Consider the following 23,576-nt stretch of genomic DNA (forward strand, 5'->3'; position numbering starts at 1 on the left):
CGGCGCGGCCGGCGATGCCGCCTACGTCTCGATGAAGGGCTACCAGAAGGCCACCGTCATCATCGACATCACGAACGGCGCCACCGTCACTGGCGGTGCCGTCACGCTCAAGCAAGCGACCGCCGTGGCTGGCACGGGCGAGAAGGCCCTGGCCTTCAACCGCATGCTGGCAAACATCGACGTTGCCGCCAGCCAGGCAAAGGTCGAAACCGCCGTGGTCAACAACACTTTCACCTCGGACACGACCAACGGCAAGCGGCTCCAGTACATCCTCGAAGTGAACGCGGACACGCTGGACGCCGACGGCAACTTCGACTGCTTCCGCGTCGATGTGGCCTCCATGGCGAACGCCACCGGCACGGTGACCTACATCCTCTGGGGTGCCCGCTACAGCGGCCTGAGCCCGACTGCCAACTGAGCTGGCCCGTACTGAGCTGACGACGCCGGGCGCATGGAGCGCGCCCGGCCTATGCCCACCTTTCTGGAGATTCGACCATGACCACAACCGTCGTGCTGCTGCGCAACGTCCCCGGCGAGAACGGCAAGCCCTGGAAGGCGGGCGACACCAAGACCTGCAGCGACGACTTCGCTGACATGCTGATCGGGCGGGGCGATGCATACGACGCTTCTGGCGCTCGGAAAGATGTGGGCCCGGTGTCAGGGGCTGGGATTCGGCGCGGCCAGACCCTGAAGTCCTGCTGGCAGGGCAAGATGATCAGCCTCGCCACTGCCGGCGCCAACCACACGAGCATCTATTACCGGACGCTGGAGGCGCACACCGACAGGATCCGCATCGGCATCCTGAACCCGGTTGCCGCCATCCTGACCAACGTCAAGGTGAACGTCGGCACCTCGAACACGCTGCCAGGCCTGAATGCCGCTCTTGGCGGCTCCAGCACCAACATCTCTGGCGGCACTCAGGTCACGTCAGCAGCGTTTGACGTGGCGGCCGGTGTGTCAGCCGACGCGCCCGGTCTCACTTGGTCCCCCTGGATCGACATCAGCACTATCGACCGCATCGATGGCGGCACGCTGCCACTTGTCCGAATCCTGGTGGAAATCCCAGGGGCCAGCAACGCAAACCGCCCGGCCCTGTCCGTGGCCAGGAGCCGCAGCGGTTGGGAGAACCCCGCCAACGTCGGTGGCCGGGTCATGAAGTGCCGCTCTGAAGCGCAGCTTGGCGCCACGACGCCGGGTGTGCTGGGCTCCACGGCCTACGCCGACGACACCATGCCGATCATCGTTGAGTACGCGCCTCGCGTGGGTCAGGGGCTCACGTCGACGCACTTCGGTGACTCGCTGCAAGAGGCCGTGGACTCCGACATTGAAGGCTACGGCTGGCAGTACATGGCGCGGGAGCGCGTGTCCACGCTGACCAGCCCGGTCGAGATTTGCAACCTGGCAGCCGCCAGCACCACGACCACGGAATTTCGCGCCCGCGCCGAGCAGCTCCTGCCCTTGCTTGCGCCGGAGCTGGTGGTGTGCGCTGTCTTCACGCCCAATGGCATCGTCGCCCCCAACTTCACGGACACGGGTAATGCTCGGCTCATGTACCGCAATACTCAGGCCATCAAGGCTGCTTGCGCGGCGGTCAACGCCACCTTCGTGGGTTGGTCAGGCGTGCCGATGCTGGCGGTGGCGCCGGACATCACCACGGGCTACAAAGACCTCAACGCGGCCGGTGCCACTTCGCTCAACGCCTACATGGCTGCCGTCCTGAGCACTTCGCCGGTCATCAACGCATACGGCCCGCTCTCAGGCGCGGCCGACGCGGACGGCCAAGTCACGCTCAAAACGGGCTCGGCAGCGGGCAATCTTCACATCAACGCCAGCGGCCACAACCTCGCGGCAGCGCCGTTTGAGACGTTCCTGCGGGCGAACCTGCCGCGCTAATTCCCATCCCCTCCGCGACCCCGATGCCTTACTCGTCGCCCTTCGGAGGCTTGGCCTTCGTCAGCACGGCGCGCGCCCAGTCGTCGCCGTGCTGCTTGATCTTGGCCTTGAGCGCACCGGTCATGCGCAGCGTGTGGCGCTCGGTGAGGGCTGTCTCGGGTGGCGCTGGTGGGCGGCCAGGGGGGCGTTTCGTTTCTTTCATGCCGCGAGTTTACGGCAGACAAATAGTGCTTGCAAAGCCGTATTTAATGGCAGACAATAATTGCACTGACAAACGCAACGGAGCAGACGACATGGACAAGACCGCAGCCGAACTGATGCAAGACCCGAAGGTCGTCGCTTACCTTGACCAGCTTGCTGTGCAGATCGTTCGCGACGGGTTCAAGGAAGGCGACGACATCACTGCCGCCACCGAAGTTGCCCACGCCAAGCGCCGCAAGTTCGCGACAGAACTCCTCAACCAGAGTACCCGCCGCGCCCAGCTCGCCAAGCGGGCGCTTTCCACGCCGGTGTTCATCGCCGCGAACGTGGCCGTGTTCAGGCGCGGCCTGCGCGACGGGCAGATCTGAGGTCTTAAGCGCCGCTTAACCACTGGGCCAACCGTCAAGCGATCCTTGATGGTTGGCCGCCTCCTGAATTCCATCCCCTCCGCGAGCCGACCATGATCGAACGACTTGACCCCAGCAATCTCGCCGTGCCAGCCGGCCGCGAGGCCGACATTGAGGCGCACATCCGCAGCGACTACCTGATCCGCAGCGGCATGTGCCCGAACGGCCACGGCCTCATGGGGCCGAGCGACTTCGGGCAGGAGTGCCCCAAGTGCCACTTCAGCTGCAACACGCTGCCCGAGCTGACCGCTCAGTAGTCCCTGAATCCAAGCCCTTGCCGGTACACACCCATGCCCACCCGCCTATCCCACCCCGGCGCTGAGCCTGTCACCGTCGCTGCGGCCAAGCTGGCCGCCAGCATCGATGCCGACATCACCGCTTGGGACACCGACATCGCCGGCCTGATCAGCGCGGCGCGTGAGTCGGCCGAGCACATGACCGGCCGCACCTACCGCCGCACCGTGTGGCGCGAGGAGCTTGCGGACTGGCCGGCTGTGACCGATGCCATCCGTGTGCACGGCGCCAGCGCCTGCGCGATCAGCTACTGGACCGGCAGCGCCTGGGCCACGCTCGACGCCGCCGCGTATGTCTATGCTCCGGGCGGCATTGGCAACGTGGGCACCTGCGTCGCGCCCTCGCTCGCGGCGGGCAGCTGGCCCGCGCTCGGCGCTGTGGCGCTGGGTCCGCGCGTGCGGGTCGACATCACCGCCGGGCCGCCCGTGCCCGAAGAGGGCCAGCCGGTGGTGGTGCCGGCCCAGGTGGACCGCTACATCAAGGCGCATGTCTCCGCATGGCGCAAGAACCCCGAGGCCACCGCCAGCGCCTCCCTGGCGGCCAACCCGCTGCTCGCCAGCCTGCTCGACGCCGAGAAACTCTGGGTCTGACCGATGGCCACCACCAACCGCATCTACTCCGCCGGCCAGCTCAAGCACCAGGTGCAGATCCAAGCCCGCGCAGCGGGCGAGGACGGCTTGGGCGAGGCCGATGGCGCCTGGGTCAATGAGGGCGCGCCGATTTTCGCCGCCGTCTTCCCGGTGCGCGCCGCCGAGCGGCTGCAGGCCGGCGCGGTGCAAGAGACGCTGGAGATCGTCGTCATCGTGCGCTACCGCGCCAGCATCACCGCCCGCAAGCGGCTGCTGTGGAAGGGCCAGCCCTATGACATCCAGGGCGACCCCGTGCCTGTGGACGGCGGCACCGACTGGCTGGAGATCTCGGCGATCAGCGGGGTGCGTGATGGCCGGTGAGTTCGATCTCGCCTGGCGCGGGCTGGACGATCTGAAAGTCCAGCTCAAGGCCTTGCCCGCCAAGCTGCGCATTCGAGCACTGCGCAACGCGCTGGCCGCCGGGGCCCGCATCGTGCGCAACGCTGCCCGATCGCAGGCGCCTGTACTGCGCAAGCCAGACAAGCGCCGCAAGGCGGGCACGCTGCGCGAGGCCATCCGGGTGCGCACCAGCAAGCAGGCCAAGGCCGAGGGCAATGTGGGCGTGTTCGTCAACGTCAAGCCGCTGAGCAAAGGTCAGATCCTCAGCTTCAAGAGCGAGGCAGGCAAGGCCGGCGCCAGCAACCCGGACGACCCCTTCTACTGGCGCTGGCAGAACTACGGCCGCAAGGGCAGGGCGGCCAGCGCCGCCACCGAGGGCCGCAAGGTGGCCCGCAAGCAAGGCGACCGCAGCCGCATCGGCGGGCTGCTGCGCTTCGTGCGCGGGCGCCGCGCGCTGCGCGCCGTAGGCCCGCTGCCGGCGCTGCGCTTCCTGGAGGCGGGTGCCGCCAAGCTCGGCGAAGCGCTGCGCCGCATCGAGCGCGTGCTGGGCCCCGCCGTGCAACGCATCGTAGACAGACAGGCCAACCAATGAGCACCAGCCACCAAGACCTCCGCGCCGCGCTGCTCGCCTTCCCGGGCCTCACCGCCCTGGTCGGCCAGAGCGTGCATATCGACTTCGCGCCGGCCGAGGCGCCGCAGCCCTTTGTTGTCGTCAAGGGCGATGGCATCGAGTACATCCGAGGCCTCGACGGCTCGCGCCACGGGCAGATTGAGCGCTTCGATGTCGAGGCCTGGGCCGACCGCCGCAGCGTGGCGGTGGCCGTCAGCGAGCAGTGCCTGCTGGCCCTGGAGGCCGCCAGCTACTGGCCCGAGTCCAAGCAGCCCGATGGCATCGACCCCGAGCTGCTGGAGCGCGTCTGCGTGCTCACGCTAGAGATTTAGGCCACCGCCACTCCCCAGCTCCCATCCCAGCCCGCCAGGCCTTGCGCCTGAGCGGGCTGGTTTTCTTCGTCCGTCACCACATCAAGAGGTCAACACATGAGCGAGATCATCAAGGGCCGCAACGTCCGCACCGAGCTGGCCGCCACCTTCGGCGAGCCCAAAACCATCACCGGCATCAGCAAGACCTCGCCCGGCGTGGCCACCTGCGTGGGGCACGCCATTCCCGCCGGCACCGTGGGCTACCTGCGCTCGCTGGATGGCATGGTGCAGCTGGAAAACCAGGCCGTTCGCGTCGCGTCCGTCACCGCTGATACCTTTGTTTTGCAGGGCATCAACACCACCAATTTCAGCGACTTCTCGGGCACCTGCGAATTCGTGCCCGCCGCCACCTGGGTGACGCTGGCCGAGGCCACCAGCTACGCCATCGGCGGCGGCGCGGCCGAGAAGCTGGACACCACCACGCTGATCGACGTGATCAAGCAGGAAGAGAACGGTCTGCTGGCCGCGCAGACCCTGGCGCTCAATGTCCTGGCCAAGACCACGCCCAGCGCTGCCATGCTGCAGGCCGAGGCGGCGGCACAGTCGGGCGGCAAGCTGCTGGTGCGCATCACGCTCAACGACGGCGCGCTGCGCATCGCCTACGGCGAGCCCGACCTGCCCGGCGAAGATGTGCAGAAGGGTGCGGTCGGCACCGGCGCCATGACCATCAGCGCCAAGGGCTTCATCCCCAAGCTGCCGGCCTCCTTCGCATGAGCGCCGAAGTCGCCAAGCTCCTTGCCCAGCAGCGCGCGCAGCGCGAGAGTTGGTGCGAGCTGCGGCCTGCTGGCGACGGCAAGCCGCAGCTTCGCGTCCTCCTGCTGCGCCCGCTGGAGGGTGAAACCCACCGCTTCACCCGCCGGCCCGACCAGGCGTACGCCTCTCTCATGCACGACCTGGTCTCTGACTATGCCGTGGGCTGGGAGGGGTTCAGCGCTGCCGAGCTGCTAGGCCCCGCCAACGGCAGCAGCGACCCGCTGCCCTTTGCCAGCGCGCTGTGGGCAGCCTTCTCGCTCGATCGCAGCGACTGGATCCTCGCCGCCTTCAACCACCTGGTGGCCGCGATCAACGCCCACAACGAAGCCCGCGAGGCCGCAGCAAAAAACTAACTGCCCTGCTGGACGCGCAAGCCGGCGTCCAGTTCGAGGGCGAGACAGGCCCGCAAGCCTCGCGCGACGACAACATGGCCATCCGCATCTACAACCTCCTCGCCAACGGCATGGGAGGGCTCGACTGGTCGGGCCTGCCCCTCTGGTGCGGCGCTCTGGGGGTGGCGGATGTAGAGGGCTTGCTGTGTCGCCTCGAAGTGATTCGGGGCCACCGGCCCCCGCAAGACCCGACCCCATCCGAGTAAGCCATGCCAATTGCCGTTCTAAGCATTGACCTCGAAGCCCGGCTCGGGAAGCTGGAGCAGGGCTTCAACAAGGCCGTGCGCATCGCTGAGCGCGATGCCGAGAAGACCCGCGCCGCGTGGGCGAGGGCTGGAGCTGCGGTGACCGGTGTTGCCGGCAGCATCGCGGGCCTCTTTGCAGGCTACAGCGTAGTCGGCCTTATCCAGGGAAACGTCGACGCCATTGATTCGCTCAACGATGTCGCTGACGCCACGGGCGCAAGCATCGAGAACATTAGCGCGCTGGAGGACGTTGCCAAGCGAACCGGCGGCACGCTGGAGACGGCCAGCAGCATCCTGCTCAAGTTCAACAAGGTGCTGGGTGATGCCGAGCCCGGCAGCGCGCAGGCTGATGCGCTGAGGCGCATCGGTCTCAGCGCGGCCGAGCTGCGCAAGCTCGATCCCGCTGAGGCTCTGCGCGTCGCGGCCGTCGCGCTATCGGGCTACGCCAACGAGGGCGAGAAGGCGCGCATGGTGCAAACACTCTTCGGCAAGAGCGTTGCCGAGGCGGCCCCGTTCCTGAAAGACCTGGCCGAGCAAGGCAAGCTCAATGCCAAGGTCACCACCGAGCAGGCCGAGGCAGCCGAGAAGTTCAATAAGAACATCTTCGCGCTGCAGGCCAATCTGAGCACGCTGGCCAAGACAGTCACCAATGTGGTGGTGCCATCCATCAACGGGCTGTTCGATAAGTTCGGAGACAACGGCATCAAGGGCGTGCTCGGGCTGAGCGCAGTCAAGGAAGAACTGGCTCGCGTGCGCGAGCTGCAGGGGGCGGCTGCCATTGCGGCAGCCAATGTGAAAGCCGCCGAGTTGAATGGGCTCAAGGCAATCATCTCGCCAGATGCCTACAAAGCCGACATCGCCAAGCGCCAAGCCGAGTATGAGGCGGCCTTCTCCCGCGCTGAGCAGGCCCGCCAGGCGTTCCTGCGGCTGACCGATGGTGCTGCCGGCGGTGGGCGTGGCTTCATTAACCCTGAGCTTGCCAAGCCCAACATCGAAGCCGAAGGCACCAAGGACAAGAAGACGCCCAAACAGACCATCGACGAAGCCTCCCAGGCGCTGGCCCGCTACGTCGAACAGCAGCAGCGTGAGCTGGCCCAGGCTGTCGAGCTGACCGAGCAGCAGCAGGCGCTGAATTTCCTGCGCGAGCTGGGCGCTACGGGCGAGATCCCGCAAGTGCGCGAGCTGGTGCTGGGCATGGCCCAGAAGGCCCAGCTGCTGAAGGACGAGACCGAGTTGCAGAAGGCGCTGACCGACGAGCTCAAGCGCCAGGCCGATGTGCAGAAGTCGCTCGACGATGCCATCGACAACTTCTCGGGCCGCACCGGCGACGATCTCAAGCGCGCCCAGACCGACCGCCTTGAGCAGCGCATCAGGACGGCGCAGGAGAAGGGGCAGGAGGCCTTCACCCCTGAGGAGCTGAACAAGATCGTCAAAGGCATCGCCGGCATCAGCGACGAAGTCAAAGACAAGCTCAGCGAGATGGACGAGTTCGCCAAGCAGTCTGCCCGCAACATTCAAGACAGCCTGGGCACCACGCTCAAGGCTGCGTTGAAGGGTGACTATGACGGCATCCTCGACCTCTGGGCTGACACCCTGCTCGACATGGCCGCCCAGGCCGCCGCGCTGCAGCTCAACAAGTACTTGTTCGGTGACTTCGGCAAGACCGGCGATATCGGTGGCCTCGCGCTCAAGGGCCTGCAGTTCTTCGGCATCCCCGGCTTCGCCAGCGGTGGCGACCACGCGGGCGGCCTGCGCCTGGTCGGCGAGCGCGGCCCCGAGCTGGAGTTCACCGGCCCCAGCCGCATCGTCGATGCCAACCGCACCCAGCAGCTGCTGCGCCCCACGCGGGCCGCAGCAGCGGGCAGCAGCACCGTCAACAACTTCAACATCAGCATCCCCATCCAGGCCGGCGTCACCCGCGCCGAAGTGGCGCAGCTGATCCCCACCATCACCGAGCAAGTCACCGCCCGCGTGGCCCAGGCCACGCAGCGCCCCGGCTCGCGCTTCGCCTTCGGCTGATCGCAACCCACCCCATGGCTGTCTACGACTACCCCGACACGCTCACGCCCCAGCGCATGGAGTGGCGCTCCATCAAGGCCGGCGTGCAGAGCCGCTCGCCGATCAGCGGCTTTGCTGACACCACCGAGTTTCCTGCCGAGCGCTTTGTGTGGATGCTTACGCTGCCTGATCGCCGGCTGGCCGAGGCCGGCGAGCCGCAGGCCTACTTCGGGCGCATCAGCGGCGGCATCGACCGCGTGCGCATGCGCCACTTCAAGCAGCCCGCGCCGCGCGGCACCATGCGCGGCGCGCCCACGCTGCACGCCTCGGTGGCGCGCGGCGCCCAGGCCCTGCAGATCGCCACCGCCGGCACCCTCAAGGCCGGCGACCTCTTCAAGATCGCCGGCCAGGTGTTCATGGTGTTTCAGGACTGCGCGCCGGTGGCCGGCGTGCTCACCGTGCCGCTGGTGCACCGCGTGCGCGCCGCGCTCGCGGCCGGCACCGCCGTCGTGTGGGATCGGCCCACCTTCCTCGCCATCATCCCGGCCCCCAGCTCCAGCATCAGCATGAGCCCCGGCAAGGCTGCCGGCATGACGGTCGAGCTGGTGGAGGTGTTCGCGTGAAGGCCGAGCTCGCCCTGGCTCTGCAGGCGCAGGGTGGCAAGCGCGGCGCGGTGCTGCTGGTGGAGATGCAGCTGGACACAGCGCTGTACTTCAGCAACGCGGCGGTGGACATCGAGCACGGCGGGCAGACCTACATCGGCGTTGAGCAACTGCAGGTGGAGCCGTTGCGCGAGCAGGCCGGCGAGGTGGAGGCCATGGGCTTCTCGCTGCCCGCCGTGCCCAACGCCTACCTGGCGCTCGCCCTGCAGACGCCCATCAAGGGCAAGCGCGTCAAGCTCTCGCTGGCGCTGCTGGACCCCGAGACGCAAGCCATCGTGCGCGTGCAGCAGCTCTGGGCCGGCCAGCTCGACCAGATGCCGGTGGAGTTCGGTCCCGACACCGCCGGCATCAGCGTCACCGCCGAACACCGCGCCATCACCTACGGCCGCCCCAAGCCCCTGCGCTACACCGACGCCGACCAGCGCCGCCTGTACCCCGGCGACCGTGCGCTCGAGTACCTGATCGACCAGAGCCAGAAAGAAGACATCTGGCCCAGCCGCGAGTTCTTCAAGCAATGACAACCACGCCCACCCCCACCCGCTACCGCGACTGGCAGAGCCGCCTGGCCGCGCTGATCGCCGAGCGCGAGCGCGCCGCCTTCGCTTGGGGCGCCAACGACTGCGCGCTTTTCACCTGCGACGGCGTGCTGGCGCAGACCGGCCACGACCCCGCCGCCGATGTGCGCGGCAGCTACAAGACCGAGGCCGGCGCGGCCCGCGTCATCAAGCGCCTGGGCGGCATGCGCGCCATCGGCGCCAGCCGCTTCGGCGCCGAGATCCTGCCCGCGCTGGCGCAGGTGGGCGATGTGGGCCTCGCGGTGCTTGAGGGGCGCGAGACCCTGCTGCTCTGCGGCGGCGCGCTGTGGCTGGGCCCTGGGCCCGGCGAGGCCGGACTGCAGCGTGTGCCGGCCTCGGCCATCGTCGCGGCCTGGAGGTGCGTGTAATGCCGCCGGTCCTTGTCGGCGCCGCGCTGCTGTATGGCGGCGCCATCAAGCTGGGCGCCTTTCTGCTCACCACGATCAGCTACGGCATCAGCAAGTACCAAGAGAGTCGGGCCCGCCGCCGCATGCGCCGCGACGCCAATGCCGCGCTGCAAGACCGCCTGGTCATGATGGCCACGGTGGACCGTGCCCGCAGCCGCTGTTATGGCCGCGTGCGCAATGCCGATGGCATCCTGTTCAAAGCCACCTACGGCCCCAAGAAAGAGCAGTATTGCCTCGTCATCGCGCTGGCCGGCCACGAGATCGACGGTGTGGAGCAGGTCTACTTCGGCGATGTGCCCGTCACGCTCGGCGCCGGCGGCCTGGTCGAAACCTCGCCTTGGAACGGCCAGACCTATGACACCGCCCCCGCCACCATTCCGGCCGGCAGCACCAGCGTCACGCTGAGCGATACACCGCGCAGCGGCAGCGTGCAGATGGTGGCAGAGACGCCGGACGGCGATGTGATCGTCACTCCTGGTGTGTCTGGGGCGGTAGTTAGCAACGCGAGCCACAGCGGATTTCTGCGCCGCTTTGTGTACCAGTTGACGGCGAACCGGCACAAGGCCCGCGTCACCTTCTGGAACGGCTCGCCCGAGCAAGACCTCAGCGCCAGCCTGGCGGTGGAGTTCCCCGGCCTGATCTCGCCGGGCGATCACCGCTTTGCCGGCGTGGCCTGCCTGCGCGTGGACATGGTCTACAGCCAGGACGCGTTCCCCAACGGCATCCCGCAGATCAGCGCGGTGTTTCGCGGCGCGCGCGTGCTGGATCCGCGGCTGAACCGCGCGCCCAACCCCGACTACATCGGCGCCGCCGTGGGCGGCTCTCTGGGCACCGGCCTGGGCATGAGTGTCACCGGCAGCGGCGGGCTGGCGATGAGCGTGGTCGGCGTGGGCGCGGAGGACGGGCAGGCCTATGCCGATGTGCGCATCGTCGGCGCGGCGGTGGGCGCGCCGGCCTACGCCGAGATCAGCTTCGCCACCGCCGGCAGCCGGCCCGCCGCCGCCGCCGGCCAGCTCTGGCTGGCAGGCCTGCACGCGCGGCAGATGGCGGGCGCCGCGCCCTCGGTGCCCAACCTCGTGATCACCGAGCGCGACGAGGCCGGCGCGGTGCTGCAGTCGACGGCCACGGGTGTTTTCATCACCGCGCCCACCGGCCTGAGCCGGGCGCGCCGCACGCTCAGCCGCACCCTCACGCAGGCCGGCACCACGCGCGTCGGCTGCCATCTGCTCTACCCGGTCAACGCGGGGCAGAGCATCGATGTCACGGTGCGCGTCGGCCTGGCCACGCTGAGCCAGACGGTGGATGCCATCCGCTGGACCGAGAACCCCGGCCTGGTCAGCCGTGACTGGTCGCTCTACGCCAACGGCGGCGGCTGCGGCCCTGACGACTTGCACGGCGACACCTTCACCACCGCCGCCAATGCCAGCGATGTGACGCACGCTTTCGAGAGCGTCAACCAGTCCGGCGACACCGTCACCACCGTGCGCCCCATGTTTACGGCCGGCATCGTCTGCGACACCTCCCTGAACCCGCTCGACACCCTGGCCGAGATCTGCGAGAGCATGGCTGGCGCGTATGCGTGGACGGGCGGGCGCCTGCGCGTCAAGGCCGGCGCCTACAGCGCGCCCGTGGCCACGATCACCGCCGACTGGCTGAGCGACAAGGGCAGCATCAGCATGGTCAAGGACGCGCCGGTGACCTCGCTCGTCAACGTCATCACCCCCACCATCGCCGACGCAGCCAAGAAATACATCGCCGCGCCGCTGCCGCGCATCGCGCCGGCCGCCTACATCGAGGCCGATGGGCAGGAGCACCCGCGCGAGGACGCCTATCTGGCCGTGACTGACGCCGACCACGCCGCCCATGTGGCCGGCGTGGGCCTGCGCGACAGCCGCGCCGCCCGCACCTACCGGCTGCCCTGCAACCTGCTGGCGCTGCCCAGCGATGTGTTCGACACCGTGGCGCTCAACATCCCCGAGATCGGCGCCACCGGCGAGGCCTTCGAGGTGCAGGGCACCGAGCTGGACTTCAGCAAAGGCCTCGTGTGGCTCAGCCTCAAAGCCACCGCCGCCAGCATCTTTGACCCCGACGCCCAGTTCCGCCGCGAAGACGCGCTCATCAACAACGCGCAGCCCAACCCCTTCGTGGTGCCCGCGCTGGCCCTGCTCCCGCCCGAGAGCGGCACCGCCCACCTGCTGCGCCAGGCTGACGGCACCATCATCTCGCGCCTGTGCGTCAAGTGGACCGCCGTTGACGATGAGGCGGTCATCAACGGCGGCGCGATCGAGATCCGCTGCGGCCGGCCCGGCACCGACCCGGCCCTGTGGCAGACCTACACCGCGCCGGGTGGCGATACGCAGCTGTACATCGATGCGGTGCAGGACGGCGCCGCTTATGCCGTCATCGGGCGCTGCCGCAACAAGCTCGTTGCAGGCGCCTGGACGGTGCCGAGGGTGCATGTGATCGTGGGTAAGACGGCGGCGCCGGCGCTCGTGGCTGGGCTCACCGCCGTCGTTGTGCCCGGTGCGCTGCGCGTGTCTCGCACGCCCAGCACTGAGGTCGACTGGGCCGGCACCATCTATCGATACGGCGCCAGTTTCGCCACCGGCACCACCGTGCCTGGCAGCAGCGACCGCAGTGGCGTCGTCTGGCCCTGGCCCCCGCTGGGCACCGTCACCATCTGGGCTGCTGATTTCGACAGCAGCGGCAACTTGGGCCTCGCTGTCAGCTACACCATCACCATCGGTGTTGAGCTGCTGATCGGCTCGGGCAACACGCTGGCCGGTGGCGGGCCGGCACTCAATGCAAACCCGGCCTGCAATGACCCGAGTGCCTGGGGGCTCGACAGCGGCTTGGTGTTTGCTGCTGGCGTCACCGGATCTGGTGTCATCGGCACGCATGCGCTGAGCCTGCCTGCGGGCAGCAGCTTAGACCGTTTGGCGTTCACCGCTGAGACGATTCCGATCAGCGCACTGCGTCGCTACGCGCTGACAGCCAACCTTTCAGTCGGCTCTGGCAACGATCGCAATATGTACCTGGTGGTGCGGATGTACCGCGCCGACGGTAGCGATGTGGGCGGTACGGGATGGGGCGGAACTTACTCTGGCTACACCTTCGGCGGACTCGTGCCGCCGGGCGGCTGGCATGTGCGCGGCGCTGACTTCGGTGCTGGCACCGCGCGTCCGATCCCGGCCGATGTGGCGTACTGCCGCATCGGCGTGTGGTTCAGGTATAGCGCCGGCAGTAGCACTGTGGGCCAGCTGGCGCAGGACGTGCGCTTGCGCGAGCTGCTCGGAGCGAGCGAGGTCATCACTGACAACCTGGTTCCGGGGGCTGTCAATGCACCGCTGACGGCCACGGCGGCATCGACCTTCTACTACCAGACCACAACGACGACCAGCGCCGACTTCGGCGGCGCGCCTTGCGCGCTGACTTTCATCAACACGTATGGTCGCCCCGTCGAGCTTGAGGTTTTTGCGTCCGTCAGCCTCTCGCTGACGGTGAATGAAAACTCTCCAGGGCCGATGGGCACTGCCCCTGGCCTGCGCGGTGGGCTCAGCGTGCAGTTGCGAGACGCCAGCGATGTGGCGGTCTCGAACCATGGCGATCAAAGTCCAGCCGTGATCGGCCCACTGAGCACGAGCGGGCAGAAGGTCGAAGCGAGCAAGGGCTCTGTGGTTCGGATCACGGTGCCTGCTGGCTATCGCATCAACGCTGCGATCTTCGCGGCAGCACAGCTGCAGCAATGGACGAGCGGCGACCTGCAGGCCCGCGACGCCATCCTGCACATCGGGGGGCGGCTGGCATGATCATCTATAGCTTCTTCGACCCCCATACGGGTGTCATCAGCGGCATGCGGTTCACCGGCCCTGAGCAGCACCTGGCCGCCAACACGCCGCCCGGCCTGGCCAGCGTGCCGGGCGCTCTGGACCCTGATAACCAGCGCGTCGAGTTGAGGCCTGACGACTTTGGCAACGCCGTCGTCGCTGTCGTTGTGGACTGGCAGCCCCCGCAGCCCCCAGAGACTGAGTGGCTCACCTGGGCCTGGGACGCCGAGCGCCGCCGCTATGTGTCCACCCCCAGCACAGCCGCGCTGGCCCGCGACGCCCGCGCCGAGCGCGACCGCCGGCTCGACGCCACCGCCCCCATCACGCTGCGCGCCTACCGCCTCGGCCAGCCCGTGCCGGCCGATTGGGCAGCCTACATGCAGGCCCTGGCCGACGTGCCCAGCCAGCCTGGTTTCCCCACGGCCATCGACTGGCCCCAACTCCCCAGCCCATGAACCACCTCATCCTGTGCATCGCGCTCGCCACCTCGGCCAGCGCGAGGGCGGAGCCTGCCTCGCAGCTCGGCGCCCATGTTCTGAGCCTGCACCAGCGCGGCGGCTACCAGGCCGCCACGATGGGCCTCTACCTGCGCGCCCCCGGCGGCGCCACCCTCGGTCTGCTGCGCAACAGCCTGGGCCGCAGCAGCGTCTATGCCGCCCACACCTGGCAGACCGCCGACCGCCGCTATGCGCTCACCGCCGGCCTGGTCGACGGCTACGCCGGCGGCGCTGTCTCGCCCCTGCTCACTGCCAGCCTGCGCCAGCCCATCGCCTCAGGCCTTGCGCTGCGCCTGGCGCTCATTCCCCGCCCGCCCGGTAAGGGCGGCAGCGCCGCGCTGCACCTCAGCGTGGAGACCGACTTCTAACCCGGCAACCAGAGAGATCCCACGATGCCAGACCACCGAACCGAAGTGCCGCAGTCCATTCAAGCAATCCCCAGCGTCGGGGCCATCCTGCTGTTCTTCACTGAAAAGGATGTGAACTGGTGGGCCGCGTTCATCGGCCTGCTCTTCATCTTCGTGCAGTTGCTGTATGTGCTTTGGAAGTGGCGGCGCGACATCCGGCGCGAGCGCGTCCGCGAGGCCTTGCAAGAAGACTTCGAGGTGACAGAGTGAGTAAGGCCCGCATCTCGGTCTGGCTGCTCACGCTCAGCGCTGCGGGCTTTGCGTCCTGGCAGGCGCACGAGGGCTGGACCGCATCGCCTGTCATCCCGACCCAGGGCGACGTGCCGACCGTCGGCCACGGATCCACGCGCTATGAGGATGGCACGCCGGTGCGCATGACCGACCCACCCATCACGCGCAAGCGCGCCGAGGAGTTGGCCCGCAACCTCAACAGCGAGGAGGAGATGCGCTTCAGCGCCTCCATCCCCCACGTCGATCTGCACCAGGCCGAGTTCGATGTCTACATGGACTTCACCGGCAACTTCGGGATCGGCAACTGGCGCAAGTCATCGATGCGCAAGCACCTGCTGGCCGGTGAGTACCGGCAGGCTTGCGATGCGCTGCTGCAGTGGCGCAAACAAGCTGGCCGCGATTGCTCGCTGTCGGCCAACTGGGGCCCCCAGGGATGCAAGGGAGTCTGGACGCGTCAACGCACACGGCACGAGAAGTGCCTGGCCGCCCAATGATCGCCCGCATCCTCGTGGCGCTGGCCAGCCTCGCGCTGGCGTTCGCGGCCGGCGCCTTCGTCCACTACCGCTGGGTGCTGGCCGAGGTGACGCAGCGCGCCCTGGACCAGTCCGAAGCCACCCGAAAGGTTGAGCATGACAATGCCGTCTCCACCATCATCAAGATGGACCGCTACAGCGTCACCGCTGCGCAGAACCAGCCTCGTGTGCTGGCCGCTCGCACTGACCTTGTCGGCGTGCAGCACAGTATCGACGCCATTGCCGCCGCAGCCCCTGCCTCAGCCTGTGGTCCTGACCCAAGACTCGCAGGAGTCCTTGAGCTACTCCGAGAGAGCGCGAGCCTGGTTGAAGAAGGCCCGCGACACCTTGAAGAGCTACGAGCCAAGCGCGACGCGCTGAGCCGCTGAGCCATGCACTGGCACGCCGAACCCTCGACCCTGCTGCTGCGCGGATATGACCAATCCGGCGGCTATGAGCTGCGCCTGCCCTACGGCGCCGTGGCCCATGTCAAGCTGCTCGGCGCGGGCGTGGCCTACATCGAGGGCGCCCTGCGCAGCGATGTAGGCCCCTGAGCACGACTGACTGGCGCGATGTCGCCCGGCTGCTGGTCGACCAGCACCAGGTCGAGATCATCGAGGCCATGCGCCACGGCCGGCGGGTCAGCTGGCCGACCGGGCGGGTGTGAAGTCGTCAAGAATCCAGCCGCTTCGGAGTGGAGCGGAACAGGGCGCCTTCCAATGGGTTGCCGGCTTCATCCAGCGGCCAGGATAGCCACTCGGCACGCGCCACCTCCACGGGGTCGAGATAGCCGCGGCGCATGAACATCTCGCGCGCGAAGGCCGCGATGTTCTGTGTATTCGAGGGCAGGGCGCCGAGGCGAAATAGTTCGTTGTAGCAGGCGGCCACCCAGCGGGCGTGGTCCTCGGGTGAGACGTACTGCACCTGCAGCACGGTCGACTCCAGGTACTCGGCCTGGGCGTCGCTATCCCAATCTGCAAGCCGCGCAAAAGCGGTATCCCATGCGAGCGTTTCGGCCTGGTCAAGCGCTGAACCAGGCGCCGCTGGACAGCCGTCGCGCCGCAGCGCTTCGTCAACGCCATCTGCGCCGCCCAGCTCGGCCTCCAGCACGTCGCGCATGGTCACTTCGTAGTCACCCGTGCGTTCGTACCCGAAGGGTGCGTTCAGGAGCTGCAGGGTGTAGGGCATGGCGGGTCCTCGGTGTGGGTTGATCGTACAGTCGAGCCATGTGCAATCTGTACCACATGAGCCCGAAGGGCGACGTCGAGCGCTACATCGGCCGCCAGGCGCGCCTGGCGCTGCCGGACTACCAAGCCACCCATGTTCAGCCCTTCGATACGGGCCTGTTCATCAGGCCGGGGGCCGAGGGTGAGCTGCAGGGCGTGATGGGGCAGTGGGGCATGATCCGGCCTGGTCAGAAGGCTCGCATCGAGATGAAGAAGGTGCCCTCCAGCCGGCCTGGCGCCGAGCCGCTGCTGCGACCCATGCTGAAGAACAACTCGCGCAGCGAAACCACGCACAGCTCGCCGGCGTTTCGAGATGCCTGGAAGCAGGGCAGGCGCTGCCTGATCCCGGCGACCTGGCTGCAAGAGCCGAACTGGGAAACCGGCCGGTGCGTCTGGTGGCGCTTGCAACGGGCCGATGGCTTGCCCTGGATGGTCGCCGGGATCTGGTCGGAGTGGGTCGACCCCGAGTCTGGCGAGCTTGTGCCTAACTACGCCATGCTGACATTCAACGTCGACTCTCACCCGCTCCTGAGGCGCCTGCACCGACCGGTGCTCGACCCGGCAACCAAGAAACCGCTGCCGCCTGACCAGCAGGACAAGCGCGGCGAGGCTCACATCGAGCCCGCCGACTGGGATTCGTGGCTTCATGGCGACGAGGCGGCTGCCAGGCGCCTGCTCGTGCCTCCGCCCGTTGAGATGTTCGACCAGGCGCAAGCGCAGGCGATGGATCGGGAACTGGAGTCGATGATGGGCTCGGGTGACGATATCGGGCAGGACGAACTGTTCTGACGCCAGCGGGCTCAAGTCGGTCGCTCGTGGTCAGGCAAGACCTTGCACCACCAGGCCTGCGGCACCTGCCGGCGCTCGTGATACATGCCGACAAACTCCAGGCCGACCAGCACGATGTCCTGCCCTGAGAGACGCTGCAGCTGGGCGTCGTGCAGTGCTGGTATCGGCGTCCCTGGCGCAATCAGCTCGTCGGTGACGGGGAGGAGTTGGACGGTGAGGGCTGAGCCAAGCCGGTGCGCTCTCAGAAGGGCGCGGCGAGGCGACGCCGCCAGGATTTCCTCGCGGGTTAGCTTTGCGCCATCGTGGCGCAGAAAAATTACATCGACCAACATACTGCGTATTTATACAGTATTCGACGAGCTGGGGGACTTTGGGGGACCGATGTCCCTGGGGCCGTTTGGGGGAGTGGCCCGAGCGAAGCAGTACACGACAGGGCAGAGGTCGGCGGAACGGACGGCCACAAGCCCAATCAAATCAATAACTTAAAAGCGACTGCAGAACTACGAACCAAGGGGTCGTGGGTTCGAATCCTGCCAGCCGCACCATAAACAAGAAGCAAATCGACGGCCTAGAGGCTCAAACCTCTAGGCCGTTTTTCTTTGCTGGGAATAGCCGCGCCCGGCAGCGGCTATCGCTTGTGCAGGCTCAGCGGGCTTTCTGGACCTGCTGCGACCATGACTTCGATCCGCTCTTGCCTTCGAGGAAGGGCAGCACGGTGCGGGCCATCTCCGGCGCGAAGAAGATCTCGTAATGCGTCAGGTCCGGCAGGATCGCCAGCCGATTGCGGGACATATGCTCGCGCCCCCAGCCGGCGTCCTTGAGCCCGCCGCCGAGCAGTTGGTAGAAGCGAACGATGTGCTCGGGGCGGAACATATCGCTGTCGCCGTAGACCAGCATCACCGGCATGGCCAGCTTCTTCACGTCATCGGACCAGTCGTAAGGCTTGCGCATCCACTCGCCCATCTGGTCGAGCAGTTTCGGAAAGTCCTCGGGCCGGGGCGCAAGCTTGGCATAGGACTGGTACATCGGCGTCCCCTTCATCGCCTCGGCCATTGCGGCACCCACCTGCGCCTGCATAGGCAGCATCTCGGGATAGAAGCCGTCCTGCGCATAGCCGCCCGACACCAGGACGAGGCGGCGCACCATCGCCGGATGCTGGGCTCCCAGCCGCAAGGCCACGCCGGCGCCGAGCGAATAACCGAGCACATCCACCTGCTTGTGCCCGAGCGCGCTGATCAAGCCCGCCATGTCGTTGCCCATATCGGGCAGGTCGATCTTTCGTTCGCCCAGGGCGGTACGGCCATGGCCGTGCAAGTCCACCGCGATGACGCGCCGCGACTTGGCCAGCATCGGCAGCACCGGCCCGAACATCTCGATCGAACCGAGGCCGCCATGCAACAGCAGCAGCGGCTCGCCCTTGCCGTGTATTTCGTAGTAGTAGTTGAGACCGTTGACCGCGAGGTGACCGCTATTGGCGATCTGGCGCTTGCTGGCGTGTGTGGCCGGCGTCGCTTGGGCGTGGATTGGCGCGAATGCCGCGGCGGCAATGCAGGCGATGCAGACGAGCAGCCAGACAAGGCCGGCAGGGGTCTTCAAAGAAAGGCGCATGAGGAGGTTTCCTTCAACCATGGTGACGAATGAGGCCTGCTTCATTGGTGTGACCGGAGATCTCCGAGATCGGGAATCCTGTCCGCGATGAAGTCGAGGTGCTTGCATCGGTACGACGATCAAGAAGGGCATAGATCGACATCGATTGATATCGATTGATATCGATTCGCGTACCGACACGTCCGAGCGCGCCAGCTAGCGTGTCAGCAACTCGATCTGTTCGGGCGTCAGCCCCAGTTCCCGCAGCAGCTCGCGCGTATGCGCGCCGGGTGTGGGGCCGGCCTGCGGCGCGCGGCCCGGCGTGCGTGAGAAGCGCGGCGATGCGGCCGGTTGCAGCTGCCCGTTGATGTCGGCAAAGTTGCCGCGAGCCCGGTTGTGCGGATGCTCGGCGGCCTCGGCCAGGCTCAGCACCGGTGCCGCGCAGGCATCGCTGCCTTCCAGCAGCGTCGCCCATTGGTCCCTTGTCTTGCTCCTGATGCGCTCGGCAACACGCTCGCGCAGCGTCGGCCATTGGCGTATGTCGTACTGCTGCGCGGGGTCGACATCGGCCAAGTCCATGCGTTGCAGCAGCTCGCGATAGAACGGTGGCTCGATCGCGCCCAGGGTCAGGTATTGCCCATCGGCGCATTCGAAGCTGTCGTAGAAGGGCGAGCTGTGCAGGAAGAAATTCTCGGCCGGCCGCTCGCTCCACAGGCCGCTGCCGCGCAGCGAATGAATCAGCGCGGTCAAGGTGCCGACGCCATCGACCATCGCGGCATCGACCACCTGGCCGCGACCCGAGGCCTTGGCCTCCAGCAGCGCGCAGACCAGGCCGAAGGCCAGGAACATCGCCCCGCCGGCCATATCGCCCAGCAAGGTGGCGGGCAAGCTGGGTGGCACGCCGGCGCGCGTCGCGACCGACAGCGCACCGGTCAGCGCCACATAGTTGATGTCATGCCCGGCGGACTGGGCCAGCGGACCGGTCTGGCCCCAGCCGGTGACGCGGCCGTAGACCAGGCGCGGGTTGCTGTGCTCGAAAGTCGCCGGGCCCAGGCCCAGGCGCTCCATCACGCCGGGCCGGTAGCCCTCGATCAGCGCATCGGCGCTGTTGACCAGGGCTTGCACCGCCTGCAGCCCCAGCGGATTTTTCAGGTCGAGGCAGATCGAACGCTTGCCGCGGTTCATCGCCTCGCCGGCGCCCAGGGTGCGCAGCGCCACCGGCCGCTCGATCACAATCACCTCGGCGCCCATATCGGCCAGCAGCATGCCGGCAAAGGGGCCGGGGCCGATGCCGGCGAACTCGATCACACGCAAGCCGCTCAGTGACCCCTGGCTCATCCCGTCTCCTGATGTTCTTTTGCACTGGCGACACAATACACGCCATGAGCAAGGCATTCACCAAGGAAAGCACGCAGGACGAGGACGACGAGGAGTTGGCCCTGCCCTCGCTGCCGCAGGGCACGCGCAACTACATGACGCCGGCCGGCTATGCGCGGCTGCGCGCCGAGTTCATGGCGCTGCTCGATGTGGAGCGGCCCAAGATCGTCGAGATCGTCTCCTGGGCGGCCAAAAATGGCGACCGCTCCGAGAATGGTGACTATCTCTACGGCAAGAAGCGCTTGCGTGAGATCGACCGGCGCCTGCGCTTTCTGACCAAGCGCCTGGACATTGCCGAGGTGGCCGATCCCAGCGCCCACCATGGCAGCGACCAAATCTTCTTCGGCGCCACCGTGACCTATGCGAATGCCAAGGGCGAGGAGCGCACGATCACGATCAAGGGCATCGACGAGAGCGACAGCCTGGCCGGCGAGGTGTCGTGGATCTCGCCGATCGCGCGCGCGCTGCTGAAGGCTCGCGAGGGCGACGAGGTGCAGCTGATGACGCCAGGCGGCGTCGAGCGGCTGGAGGTGCTGGAGGTCAGCTACCCTCCGCCCGCCACCTGATCAGGGCTTGATCCGCCAGGCCCGCAGCACCGAGGGCGAGCGTTTGAGGGTGCGCAGCACATCGGCCAGATGCAGGCGGTCACGCACGCTCAGCAGCAAGCTCATCTCGGCGGTCTCGCGCGCCTGCGATTCGTCGCTCATCGAGATGTGGGTGATGTCGGCCTCGGCGCTGCTGACGGCCTGGGCCACCTGGGCCAGTACGCCCTTGCCATTGTTCAGCAGCACGGCCACGCCGGCCTCGAAGGAGCGGGTCAGCTCGTCGGCCCAGTTGACCGCGATCCAGTGCTCGGCATCGCGCTGGAACAGGCGGCGACCGACCTGGCATTCGGCCGTGTGCACCATCAGGCCTTCGCCACGGCCCAGATAGCCCTTGATCTCGTCGCCAGGGATCGGTCGGCAGCAGGGGGCCAGACGCACCGAGGCGCCTTCGCTGCCGTCCAGCGTGACCTGACCCTGGGCCGGCGCATCATCGTTGGCAAAGCGGCCCATCGACAGCATCACCGCATCCGGCCGCTGGCCCTGTTCGGCCAGCATGCGGGCCAGTTTCTTGGCGACGATGGTGGCGATCTTGCGGCCCAGGCCGACCTCGACCAGCAGCTCGTCGACATGGCGGTTGCCGGCCCAGCGGGCCAGCTGCTGCCAGAGCTGGGCGGCCTCGTTGTCCTCGTCATCCAGGCTGGGCAGGGCCAGACCCTCGGCGCGCAGGGCCTGGGCCAGCATCTTCTCGCCCAGCTCGCGCGATTCGTCCTGCTCCAGGTTCTTCAGGAAATGGCGGATCTTCGAGCGCGCCCGGCCGGTGCGCACAAAGCTCAGCCAGGCCGGATTGGGGCGGGCACCGGCGGCGGTGACGATCTCGATCACATCGCCGCTGCGCAGCTCGGTGCGCAGCGGCACCGGCTCGCCGTTGATCTGGGCGGCCACGCAGTGGTCACCGACATCGGAGTGGATCGCATAGGCGAAATCCACCGGCGTCGCGCCCTTGGGCAGGGCCATGATCTTGGACTTGGGCGTGAAGACATAGACCGCATCGGGGAACAGGTCGATCTTGACGTGCTCGAGAAACTCGTTGGCGTCGCGCGTCTCGTCCTGGATGTCGATCAGCGACTGCAGCCAGTGCGCGCCCAGCTGCTGGGCGGCCTGGGCATCGCTGCGGCTCTTGTACATCCAATGCGCGGCCACGCCCTTCTCGGCGACCAGATGCATGGCCTCGGTGCGCACCTGGAACTCCACCGGCGTACCCAGCGGACTCACCAGCGTGGTGTGCAGCGACTGGTAGCCATTGGGCTTCGGGATCGCGATGTAGTCCTTGAAGCGGCCGGGCTGGGGCTTGTAGAGCTGGTGCAGCACGCCCAGGCTCAGGTAACAGGTCGGCAGCTCGTCGACGACGATGCGGAAGCCGAAGATGTCGCTGACCTGGGCAAAGCTCAGGTGTTTGTCCTTCATCTTCTTGTAGATCGAGAACAGGGTCTTCTCGCGGCCCTGGATCTCGACCTTGATGCCGGCCTCGGCGAAGGACTTGACGACATCGCGCTCGATGCGCGAGACCAGATCGCGTCGATTGCCGCGCGCCTTGCCGATGGCCTTGGACAGCGCGGCATGGCGCCAGGGGTTGATGAAGCTGAAGGAGAGCTCCTGCAGCTCGCGGTAGATCTGGTTCAGGCCCAGGCGATGGGCGATCGGGGCATAGATGTCCAGCGTCTCGCGGGCGATGCGGCGACGCTTGTCGGGTGCCATCGCCTGCATCGTGCGCATATTGTGCAGACGGTCGGCCAGCTTGATCAGGATGACCCGCACATCGCGCGCCATCGCCAGCAGCATCTTGCGAAAGCTCTCGGCCTGCGACTCTTCCTTGGTCGAGAACTGCAGCTTGTCCAGCTTGGTCAGACCGTCGACCAGCTCGGCGGTCGGGGCCTCGAAGCGCTCGATCAGCTCGGTCTTGGTGATGCCGCAATCCTCCATCGCGTCGTGCATCAGCGCGGCCATGATGGCCTGGGCATCGAGCCGCCATTCGGCACAGATGCCGGCCACCGCGATCGGATGGGTGATGTAGGGCTCGCCGCTGGCCCGAAACTGGCCCAGATGGGCCTCGTCGGCGAATTTATAGGCCTCGCGGATGCGCTTGATGTCCGATTTCGGCAGATAGGCGAGGCGATGCACCAGCGCGTCAAACGACGCCGCCTCGGCCTCGGTCGGCTCGGGTGCGGGGCGTAGGCCTGACAAGCCGGTGAGGGCGGCGGGCAGGCGAGCGACGGCGAATGATCTGAAACCCATGCCCCGAATTTAACGCAAGGCCGCCAGGCTCTCGGCCAGCAGGGCCGGATATGGGCTTCAGCCGGCGTCTCATTGCATGAACGGGTCCCAGAAACCGGCGGCAGGCTCGACCTGCTCGCAGATGTCCAGCGCCAGGCCGGCAGGGTCCAGGCATTGGAAACGGATCTGGCCCCAGGGTTCGCGCCGCGCCTCGTAGCTGATCGTGACGCCGGCCGCGCGCAACTCGGCCTGGGCCGCCATCGCATCGGCCACCTGCAGGGTCAGCAGCAGGCCCCGACCGCTGAACAACTCGGGCCCGGGCGGCATCGACGGGTGGTCGGCGCTCATGAAGGCCAGCGTGATGGCATGGCCCGATGCGGCGGGGCGCTGCACCATCACGAACCAGGTGGACGAGAACACCGTCTCGAAGCCGAAATAGCGCTGATAGAACTCGGCGCAGCCGTGCAGCTGGCTGGTCGTGACGAGGGGGTAGTGATCCAGAATCTGCATGGCTTCCACCTGTTTTAAATG

General features: G+C 67.3%; 30 protein-coding genes. 23 read left to right on the plus strand and 7 right to left on the minus strand.

Annotated elements, in window-relative coordinates:
• On the plus strand, positions 1-418 hold a 418-nt coding region (locus ABGI63_RS24760; RefSeq protein WP_349745229.1), incomplete at its 5' end, for a hypothetical protein.
• 77 nt (positions 419-495) lie between these two features.
• Positions 496-1,893, plus strand: a complete 1,398-nt coding sequence (locus ABGI63_RS24765; protein ID WP_349745230.1) for an SGNH/GDSL hydrolase family protein — start codon at positions 496-498, stop codon at positions 1,891-1,893.
• Between the two features lie 28 nt (positions 1,894-1,921).
• Here the strand turns inward: ABGI63_RS24765 and ABGI63_RS24770 are convergent, their stop codons facing one another.
• A complete protein-coding gene (locus ABGI63_RS24770) occupies positions 1,922-2,095 on the minus strand; it encodes a hypothetical protein (protein ID WP_349745231.1) in 174 nt (57 codons plus the stop codon).
• Positions 2,096-2,186: 91 nt separating this feature from the next.
• Here ABGI63_RS24770 and ABGI63_RS24775 point away from each other — a divergent pair, with 91 nt between their 5' ends.
• The 19 genes from ABGI63_RS24775 (at position 2,187) to ABGI63_RS24865 (ending at position 15,804) form a co-directional block, all read left to right on the plus strand.
• A complete protein-coding gene (locus ABGI63_RS24775) occupies positions 2,187-2,462 on the plus strand; it encodes a hypothetical protein (protein WP_349745232.1) in 276 nt (91 codons plus the stop codon).
• Positions 2,463-2,554: 92 nt separating this feature from the next.
• Complete coding sequence (locus ABGI63_RS24780) at positions 2,555-2,758, plus strand: hypothetical protein (RefSeq protein ID WP_349745233.1); 204 nt, start codon at positions 2,555-2,557, stop codon at positions 2,756-2,758.
• A 33-nt stretch (positions 2,759-2,791) separates the two neighbouring features.
• On the plus strand, positions 2,792-3,385 hold the full coding sequence (locus ABGI63_RS24785; RefSeq protein WP_349745234.1) for a head-tail connector protein: 594 nt from the start codon (positions 2,792-2,794) through the stop codon (positions 3,383-3,385).
• Positions 3,386-3,388: 3 nt separating this feature from the next.
• Entirely contained in the window at positions 3,389-3,745 is a 357-nt protein-coding gene (locus ABGI63_RS24790) for a phage head closure protein (protein WP_349745235.1), read from the plus strand.
• Positions 3,735-4,355 (plus strand): HK97-gp10 family putative phage morphogenesis protein, encoded by a 621-nt coding sequence (locus ABGI63_RS24795; RefSeq protein ID WP_349745236.1) that lies wholly within the window; start codon positions 3,735-3,737, stop codon positions 4,353-4,355. The genes ABGI63_RS24790 and ABGI63_RS24795 overlap by 11 nt, the downstream gene beginning before the upstream one ends.
• Positions 4,352-4,705 carry a tail completion protein gp17 gene (gene gp17 / locus ABGI63_RS24800; protein ID WP_349745237.1) on the plus strand — a complete coding sequence of 118 codons (354 nt, stop codon included), beginning with the start codon at positions 4,352-4,354 and terminating at the stop codon, positions 4,703-4,705. Before ABGI63_RS24795 ends, gp17 begins: the two co-directional genes overlap by 4 nt.
• Before the next feature lie 96 nt (positions 4,706-4,801).
• Positions 4,802-5,458, plus strand: coding sequence for a phage tail tube protein (locus ABGI63_RS24805; protein ID WP_349745238.1), 657 nt, complete (start codon positions 4,802-4,804; stop codon positions 5,456-5,458).
• Entirely contained in the window at positions 5,455-5,850 is a 396-nt protein-coding gene (locus ABGI63_RS24810; protein WP_349745239.1) for a hypothetical protein, read from the plus strand. Before ABGI63_RS24805 ends, ABGI63_RS24810 begins: the two co-directional genes overlap by 4 nt.
• Before the next feature lie 248 nt (positions 5,851-6,098).
• Positions 6,099-8,153: a hypothetical protein gene (locus ABGI63_RS24815; protein WP_349745240.1), complete on the plus strand. Its 2,055-nt coding sequence runs from the start codon at positions 6,099-6,101 to the stop codon at positions 8,151-8,153.
• A gap of 14 nt (positions 8,154-8,167) precedes the next feature.
• Positions 8,168-8,755 (plus strand): major capsid protein, encoded by a 588-nt coding sequence (locus ABGI63_RS24820; protein ID WP_349745241.1) that lies wholly within the window; start codon positions 8,168-8,170, stop codon positions 8,753-8,755.
• A complete protein-coding gene (locus ABGI63_RS24825) occupies positions 8,752-9,312 on the plus strand; it encodes a hypothetical protein (protein WP_349745242.1) in 561 nt (186 codons plus the stop codon). Before ABGI63_RS24820 ends, ABGI63_RS24825 begins: the two co-directional genes overlap by 4 nt.
• Positions 9,309-9,737, plus strand: a complete 429-nt coding sequence (locus ABGI63_RS24830; protein WP_349745243.1) for a DUF6950 family protein — start codon at positions 9,309-9,311, stop codon at positions 9,735-9,737. Before ABGI63_RS24825 ends, ABGI63_RS24830 begins: the two co-directional genes overlap by 4 nt.
• A 122-nt stretch (positions 9,738-9,859) precedes the next feature.
• Entirely contained in the window at positions 9,860-13,585 is a 3,726-nt protein-coding gene (locus ABGI63_RS24835) for a phage tail protein (RefSeq protein WP_349745244.1), read from the plus strand.
• Positions 13,582-14,058 carry a phage tail assembly chaperone gene (locus ABGI63_RS24840; protein ID WP_349745245.1) on the plus strand — a complete coding sequence of 159 codons (477 nt, stop codon included), beginning with the start codon at positions 13,582-13,584 and terminating at the stop codon, positions 14,056-14,058. The genes ABGI63_RS24835 and ABGI63_RS24840 overlap by 4 nt, the downstream gene beginning before the upstream one ends.
• The gene (locus ABGI63_RS24845) at positions 14,055-14,468 is read left to right on the plus strand and encodes a hypothetical protein (protein ID WP_349745246.1); all 414 of its coding nucleotides are present in this window, start codon (positions 14,055-14,057) and stop codon (positions 14,466-14,468) included. Before ABGI63_RS24840 ends, ABGI63_RS24845 begins: the two co-directional genes overlap by 4 nt.
• A 24-nt stretch (positions 14,469-14,492) precedes the next feature.
• Positions 14,493-14,717, plus strand: coding sequence for a hypothetical protein (locus ABGI63_RS24850; protein WP_349745247.1), 225 nt, complete (start codon positions 14,493-14,495; stop codon positions 14,715-14,717).
• Positions 14,714-15,232: a glycoside hydrolase family protein gene (locus ABGI63_RS24855; RefSeq protein ID WP_349745248.1), complete on the plus strand. Its 519-nt coding sequence runs from the start codon at positions 14,714-14,716 to the stop codon at positions 15,230-15,232. The genes ABGI63_RS24850 and ABGI63_RS24855 overlap by 4 nt, the downstream gene beginning before the upstream one ends.
• Entirely contained in the window at positions 15,229-15,639 is a 411-nt protein-coding gene (locus ABGI63_RS24860) for a hypothetical protein (protein WP_349745249.1), read from the plus strand. The genes ABGI63_RS24855 and ABGI63_RS24860 overlap by 4 nt, the downstream gene beginning before the upstream one ends.
• A 3-nt stretch (positions 15,640-15,642) precedes the next feature.
• Positions 15,643-15,804 carry a hypothetical protein gene (locus ABGI63_RS24865; protein WP_349745250.1) on the plus strand — a complete coding sequence of 54 codons (162 nt, stop codon included), beginning with the start codon at positions 15,643-15,645 and terminating at the stop codon, positions 15,802-15,804.
• Positions 15,805-15,922: 118 nt separating this feature from the next.
• Here ABGI63_RS24865 and ABGI63_RS24870 read toward each other — a convergent pair whose 3' ends face one another.
• Positions 15,923-16,438: a hypothetical protein gene (locus tag ABGI63_RS24870; protein ID WP_349745251.1), complete on the minus strand. Its 516-nt coding sequence runs from the start codon at positions 16,436-16,438 to the stop codon at positions 15,923-15,925.
• A gap of 38 nt (positions 16,439-16,476) precedes the next feature.
• On the opposite strand from ABGI63_RS24870, the gene ABGI63_RS24875 reads away from it, so the two are divergent.
• Complete coding sequence (locus ABGI63_RS24875; RefSeq protein WP_349745252.1) at positions 16,477-17,265, plus strand: SOS response-associated peptidase; 789 nt, start codon at positions 16,477-16,479, stop codon at positions 17,263-17,265.
• A gap of 11 nt (positions 17,266-17,276) precedes the next feature.
• Here the strand turns inward: ABGI63_RS24875 and ABGI63_RS24880 are convergent, their stop codons facing one another.
• From ABGI63_RS24880 to ABGI63_RS24890, 3 genes are all read right to left on the minus strand, one after another.
• Positions 17,277-17,597 carry a hypothetical protein gene (locus tag ABGI63_RS24880; protein WP_349745253.1) on the minus strand — a complete coding sequence of 107 codons (321 nt, stop codon included), beginning with the start codon at positions 17,595-17,597 and terminating at the stop codon, positions 17,277-17,279.
• A gap of 313 nt (positions 17,598-17,910) precedes the next feature.
• A complete protein-coding gene (locus ABGI63_RS24885) occupies positions 17,911-18,873 on the minus strand; it encodes an alpha/beta fold hydrolase (protein ID WP_349745254.1) in 963 nt (320 codons plus the stop codon).
• 195 nt (positions 18,874-19,068) lie between these two features.
• A complete protein-coding gene (locus ABGI63_RS24890) occupies positions 19,069-20,190 on the minus strand; it encodes a CaiB/BaiF CoA transferase family protein (protein WP_349745255.1) in 1,122 nt (373 codons plus the stop codon).
• 44 nt (positions 20,191-20,234) lie between these two features.
• Between ABGI63_RS24890 and greB the strand changes: the two genes are divergently transcribed.
• Positions 20,235-20,795 carry a transcription elongation factor GreB gene (gene greB / locus ABGI63_RS24895; RefSeq protein WP_349745256.1) on the plus strand — a complete coding sequence of 187 codons (561 nt, stop codon included), beginning with the start codon at positions 20,235-20,237 and terminating at the stop codon, positions 20,793-20,795.
• Here greB and ABGI63_RS24900 read toward each other — a convergent pair whose 3' ends face one another.
• Both ABGI63_RS24900 and ABGI63_RS24905 read right to left on the minus strand, forming a co-directional pair.
• A complete protein-coding gene (locus ABGI63_RS24900) occupies positions 20,796-23,066 on the minus strand; it encodes a RelA/SpoT family protein (RefSeq protein WP_269840410.1) in 2,271 nt (756 codons plus the stop codon). It lies immediately after the preceding gene.
• 69 nt (positions 23,067-23,135) lie between these two features.
• Entirely contained in the window at positions 23,136-23,555 is a 420-nt protein-coding gene (locus ABGI63_RS24905; RefSeq protein WP_349745257.1) for a VOC family protein, read from the minus strand.
• Positions 23,556-23,576 lie beyond the last annotated feature (21 nt).

The sequence above is a fragment of the Roseateles cavernae genome (genome assembly GCF_040187885.1).
GTDB classification, from domain to species: domain Bacteria; phylum Pseudomonadota; class Gammaproteobacteria; order Burkholderiales; family Burkholderiaceae_C; genus Roseateles_E; species Roseateles_E cavernae.

Excerpts from the sequence above, each read along its gene's own strand:
- ABGI63_RS24780 (WP_349745233.1), top strand. The coding sequence starts at position 2,555 with ATGATCGAACGACTTGACCCCAGCAATCTCGCCGTGCCAGCCGGCCGC.
- ABGI63_RS24905 (WP_349745257.1), bottom strand. The coding sequence starts at position 23,555 with ATGCAGATTCTGGATCACTACCCCCTCGTCACGACCAGCCAGCTGCAC.
- ABGI63_RS24885 (WP_349745254.1), bottom strand. The coding sequence starts at position 18,873 with ATGCGCCTTTCTTTGAAGACCCCTGCCGGCCTTGTCTGGCTGCTCGTC.
- ABGI63_RS24880 (WP_349745253.1), bottom strand. The coding sequence starts at position 17,597 with ATGTTGGTCGATGTAATTTTTCTGCGCCACGATGGCGCAAAGCTAACC.
- ABGI63_RS24835 (WP_349745244.1), top strand. The coding sequence starts at position 9,860 with ATGCGCCGCGACGCCAATGCCGCGCTGCAAGACCGCCTGGTCATGATG.
- ABGI63_RS24805 (WP_349745238.1), top strand. The coding sequence starts at position 4,802 with ATGAGCGAGATCATCAAGGGCCGCAACGTCCGCACCGAGCTGGCCGCC.
- ABGI63_RS24850 (WP_349745247.1), top strand. The coding sequence starts at position 14,493 with ATGCCAGACCACCGAACCGAAGTGCCGCAGTCCATTCAAGCAATCCCC.
- ABGI63_RS24790 (WP_349745235.1), top strand. The coding sequence starts at position 3,389 with ATGGCCACCACCAACCGCATCTACTCCGCCGGCCAGCTCAAGCACCAG.
- ABGI63_RS24865 (WP_349745250.1), top strand. The coding sequence starts at position 15,643 with ATGCACTGGCACGCCGAACCCTCGACCCTGCTGCTGCGCGGATATGAC.
- ABGI63_RS24860 (WP_349745249.1), top strand. The coding sequence starts at position 15,229 with ATGATCGCCCGCATCCTCGTGGCGCTGGCCAGCCTCGCGCTGGCGTTC.
- ABGI63_RS24845 (WP_349745246.1), top strand. The coding sequence starts at position 14,055 with ATGAACCACCTCATCCTGTGCATCGCGCTCGCCACCTCGGCCAGCGCG.
- ABGI63_RS24810 (WP_349745239.1), top strand. The coding sequence starts at position 5,455 with ATGAGCGCCGAAGTCGCCAAGCTCCTTGCCCAGCAGCGCGCGCAGCGC.
- ABGI63_RS24785 (WP_349745234.1), top strand. The coding sequence starts at position 2,792 with ATGCCCACCCGCCTATCCCACCCCGGCGCTGAGCCTGTCACCGTCGCT.
- ABGI63_RS24900 (WP_269840410.1), bottom strand. The coding sequence starts at position 23,066 with ATGGGTTTCAGATCATTCGCCGTCGCTCGCCTGCCCGCCGCCCTCACC.
- gp17 (WP_349745237.1), top strand. The coding sequence starts at position 4,352 with ATGAGCACCAGCCACCAAGACCTCCGCGCCGCGCTGCTCGCCTTCCCG.
- ABGI63_RS24830 (WP_349745243.1), top strand. The coding sequence starts at position 9,309 with ATGACAACCACGCCCACCCCCACCCGCTACCGCGACTGGCAGAGCCGC.
- ABGI63_RS24840 (WP_349745245.1), top strand. The coding sequence starts at position 13,582 with ATGATCATCTATAGCTTCTTCGACCCCCATACGGGTGTCATCAGCGGC.
- ABGI63_RS24875 (WP_349745252.1), top strand. The coding sequence starts at position 16,477 with ATGTGCAATCTGTACCACATGAGCCCGAAGGGCGACGTCGAGCGCTAC.
- ABGI63_RS24815 (WP_349745240.1), top strand. The coding sequence starts at position 6,099 with ATGCCAATTGCCGTTCTAAGCATTGACCTCGAAGCCCGGCTCGGGAAG.
- ABGI63_RS24890 (WP_349745255.1), bottom strand. The coding sequence starts at position 20,190 with ATGAGCCAGGGGTCACTGAGCGGCTTGCGTGTGATCGAGTTCGCCGGC.
- ABGI63_RS24795 (WP_349745236.1), top strand. The coding sequence starts at position 3,735 with ATGGCCGGTGAGTTCGATCTCGCCTGGCGCGGGCTGGACGATCTGAAA.
- ABGI63_RS24775 (WP_349745232.1), top strand. The coding sequence starts at position 2,187 with ATGGACAAGACCGCAGCCGAACTGATGCAAGACCCGAAGGTCGTCGCT.
- ABGI63_RS24765 (WP_349745230.1), top strand. The coding sequence starts at position 496 with ATGACCACAACCGTCGTGCTGCTGCGCAACGTCCCCGGCGAGAACGGC.
- ABGI63_RS24820 (WP_349745241.1), top strand. The coding sequence starts at position 8,168 with ATGGCTGTCTACGACTACCCCGACACGCTCACGCCCCAGCGCATGGAG.
- greB (WP_349745256.1), top strand. The coding sequence starts at position 20,235 with ATGAGCAAGGCATTCACCAAGGAAAGCACGCAGGACGAGGACGACGAG.
- ABGI63_RS24870 (WP_349745251.1), bottom strand. The coding sequence starts at position 16,438 with ATGCCCTACACCCTGCAGCTCCTGAACGCACCCTTCGGGTACGAACGC.
- ABGI63_RS24770 (WP_349745231.1), bottom strand. The coding sequence starts at position 2,095 with ATGAAAGAAACGAAACGCCCCCCTGGCCGCCCACCAGCGCCACCCGAG.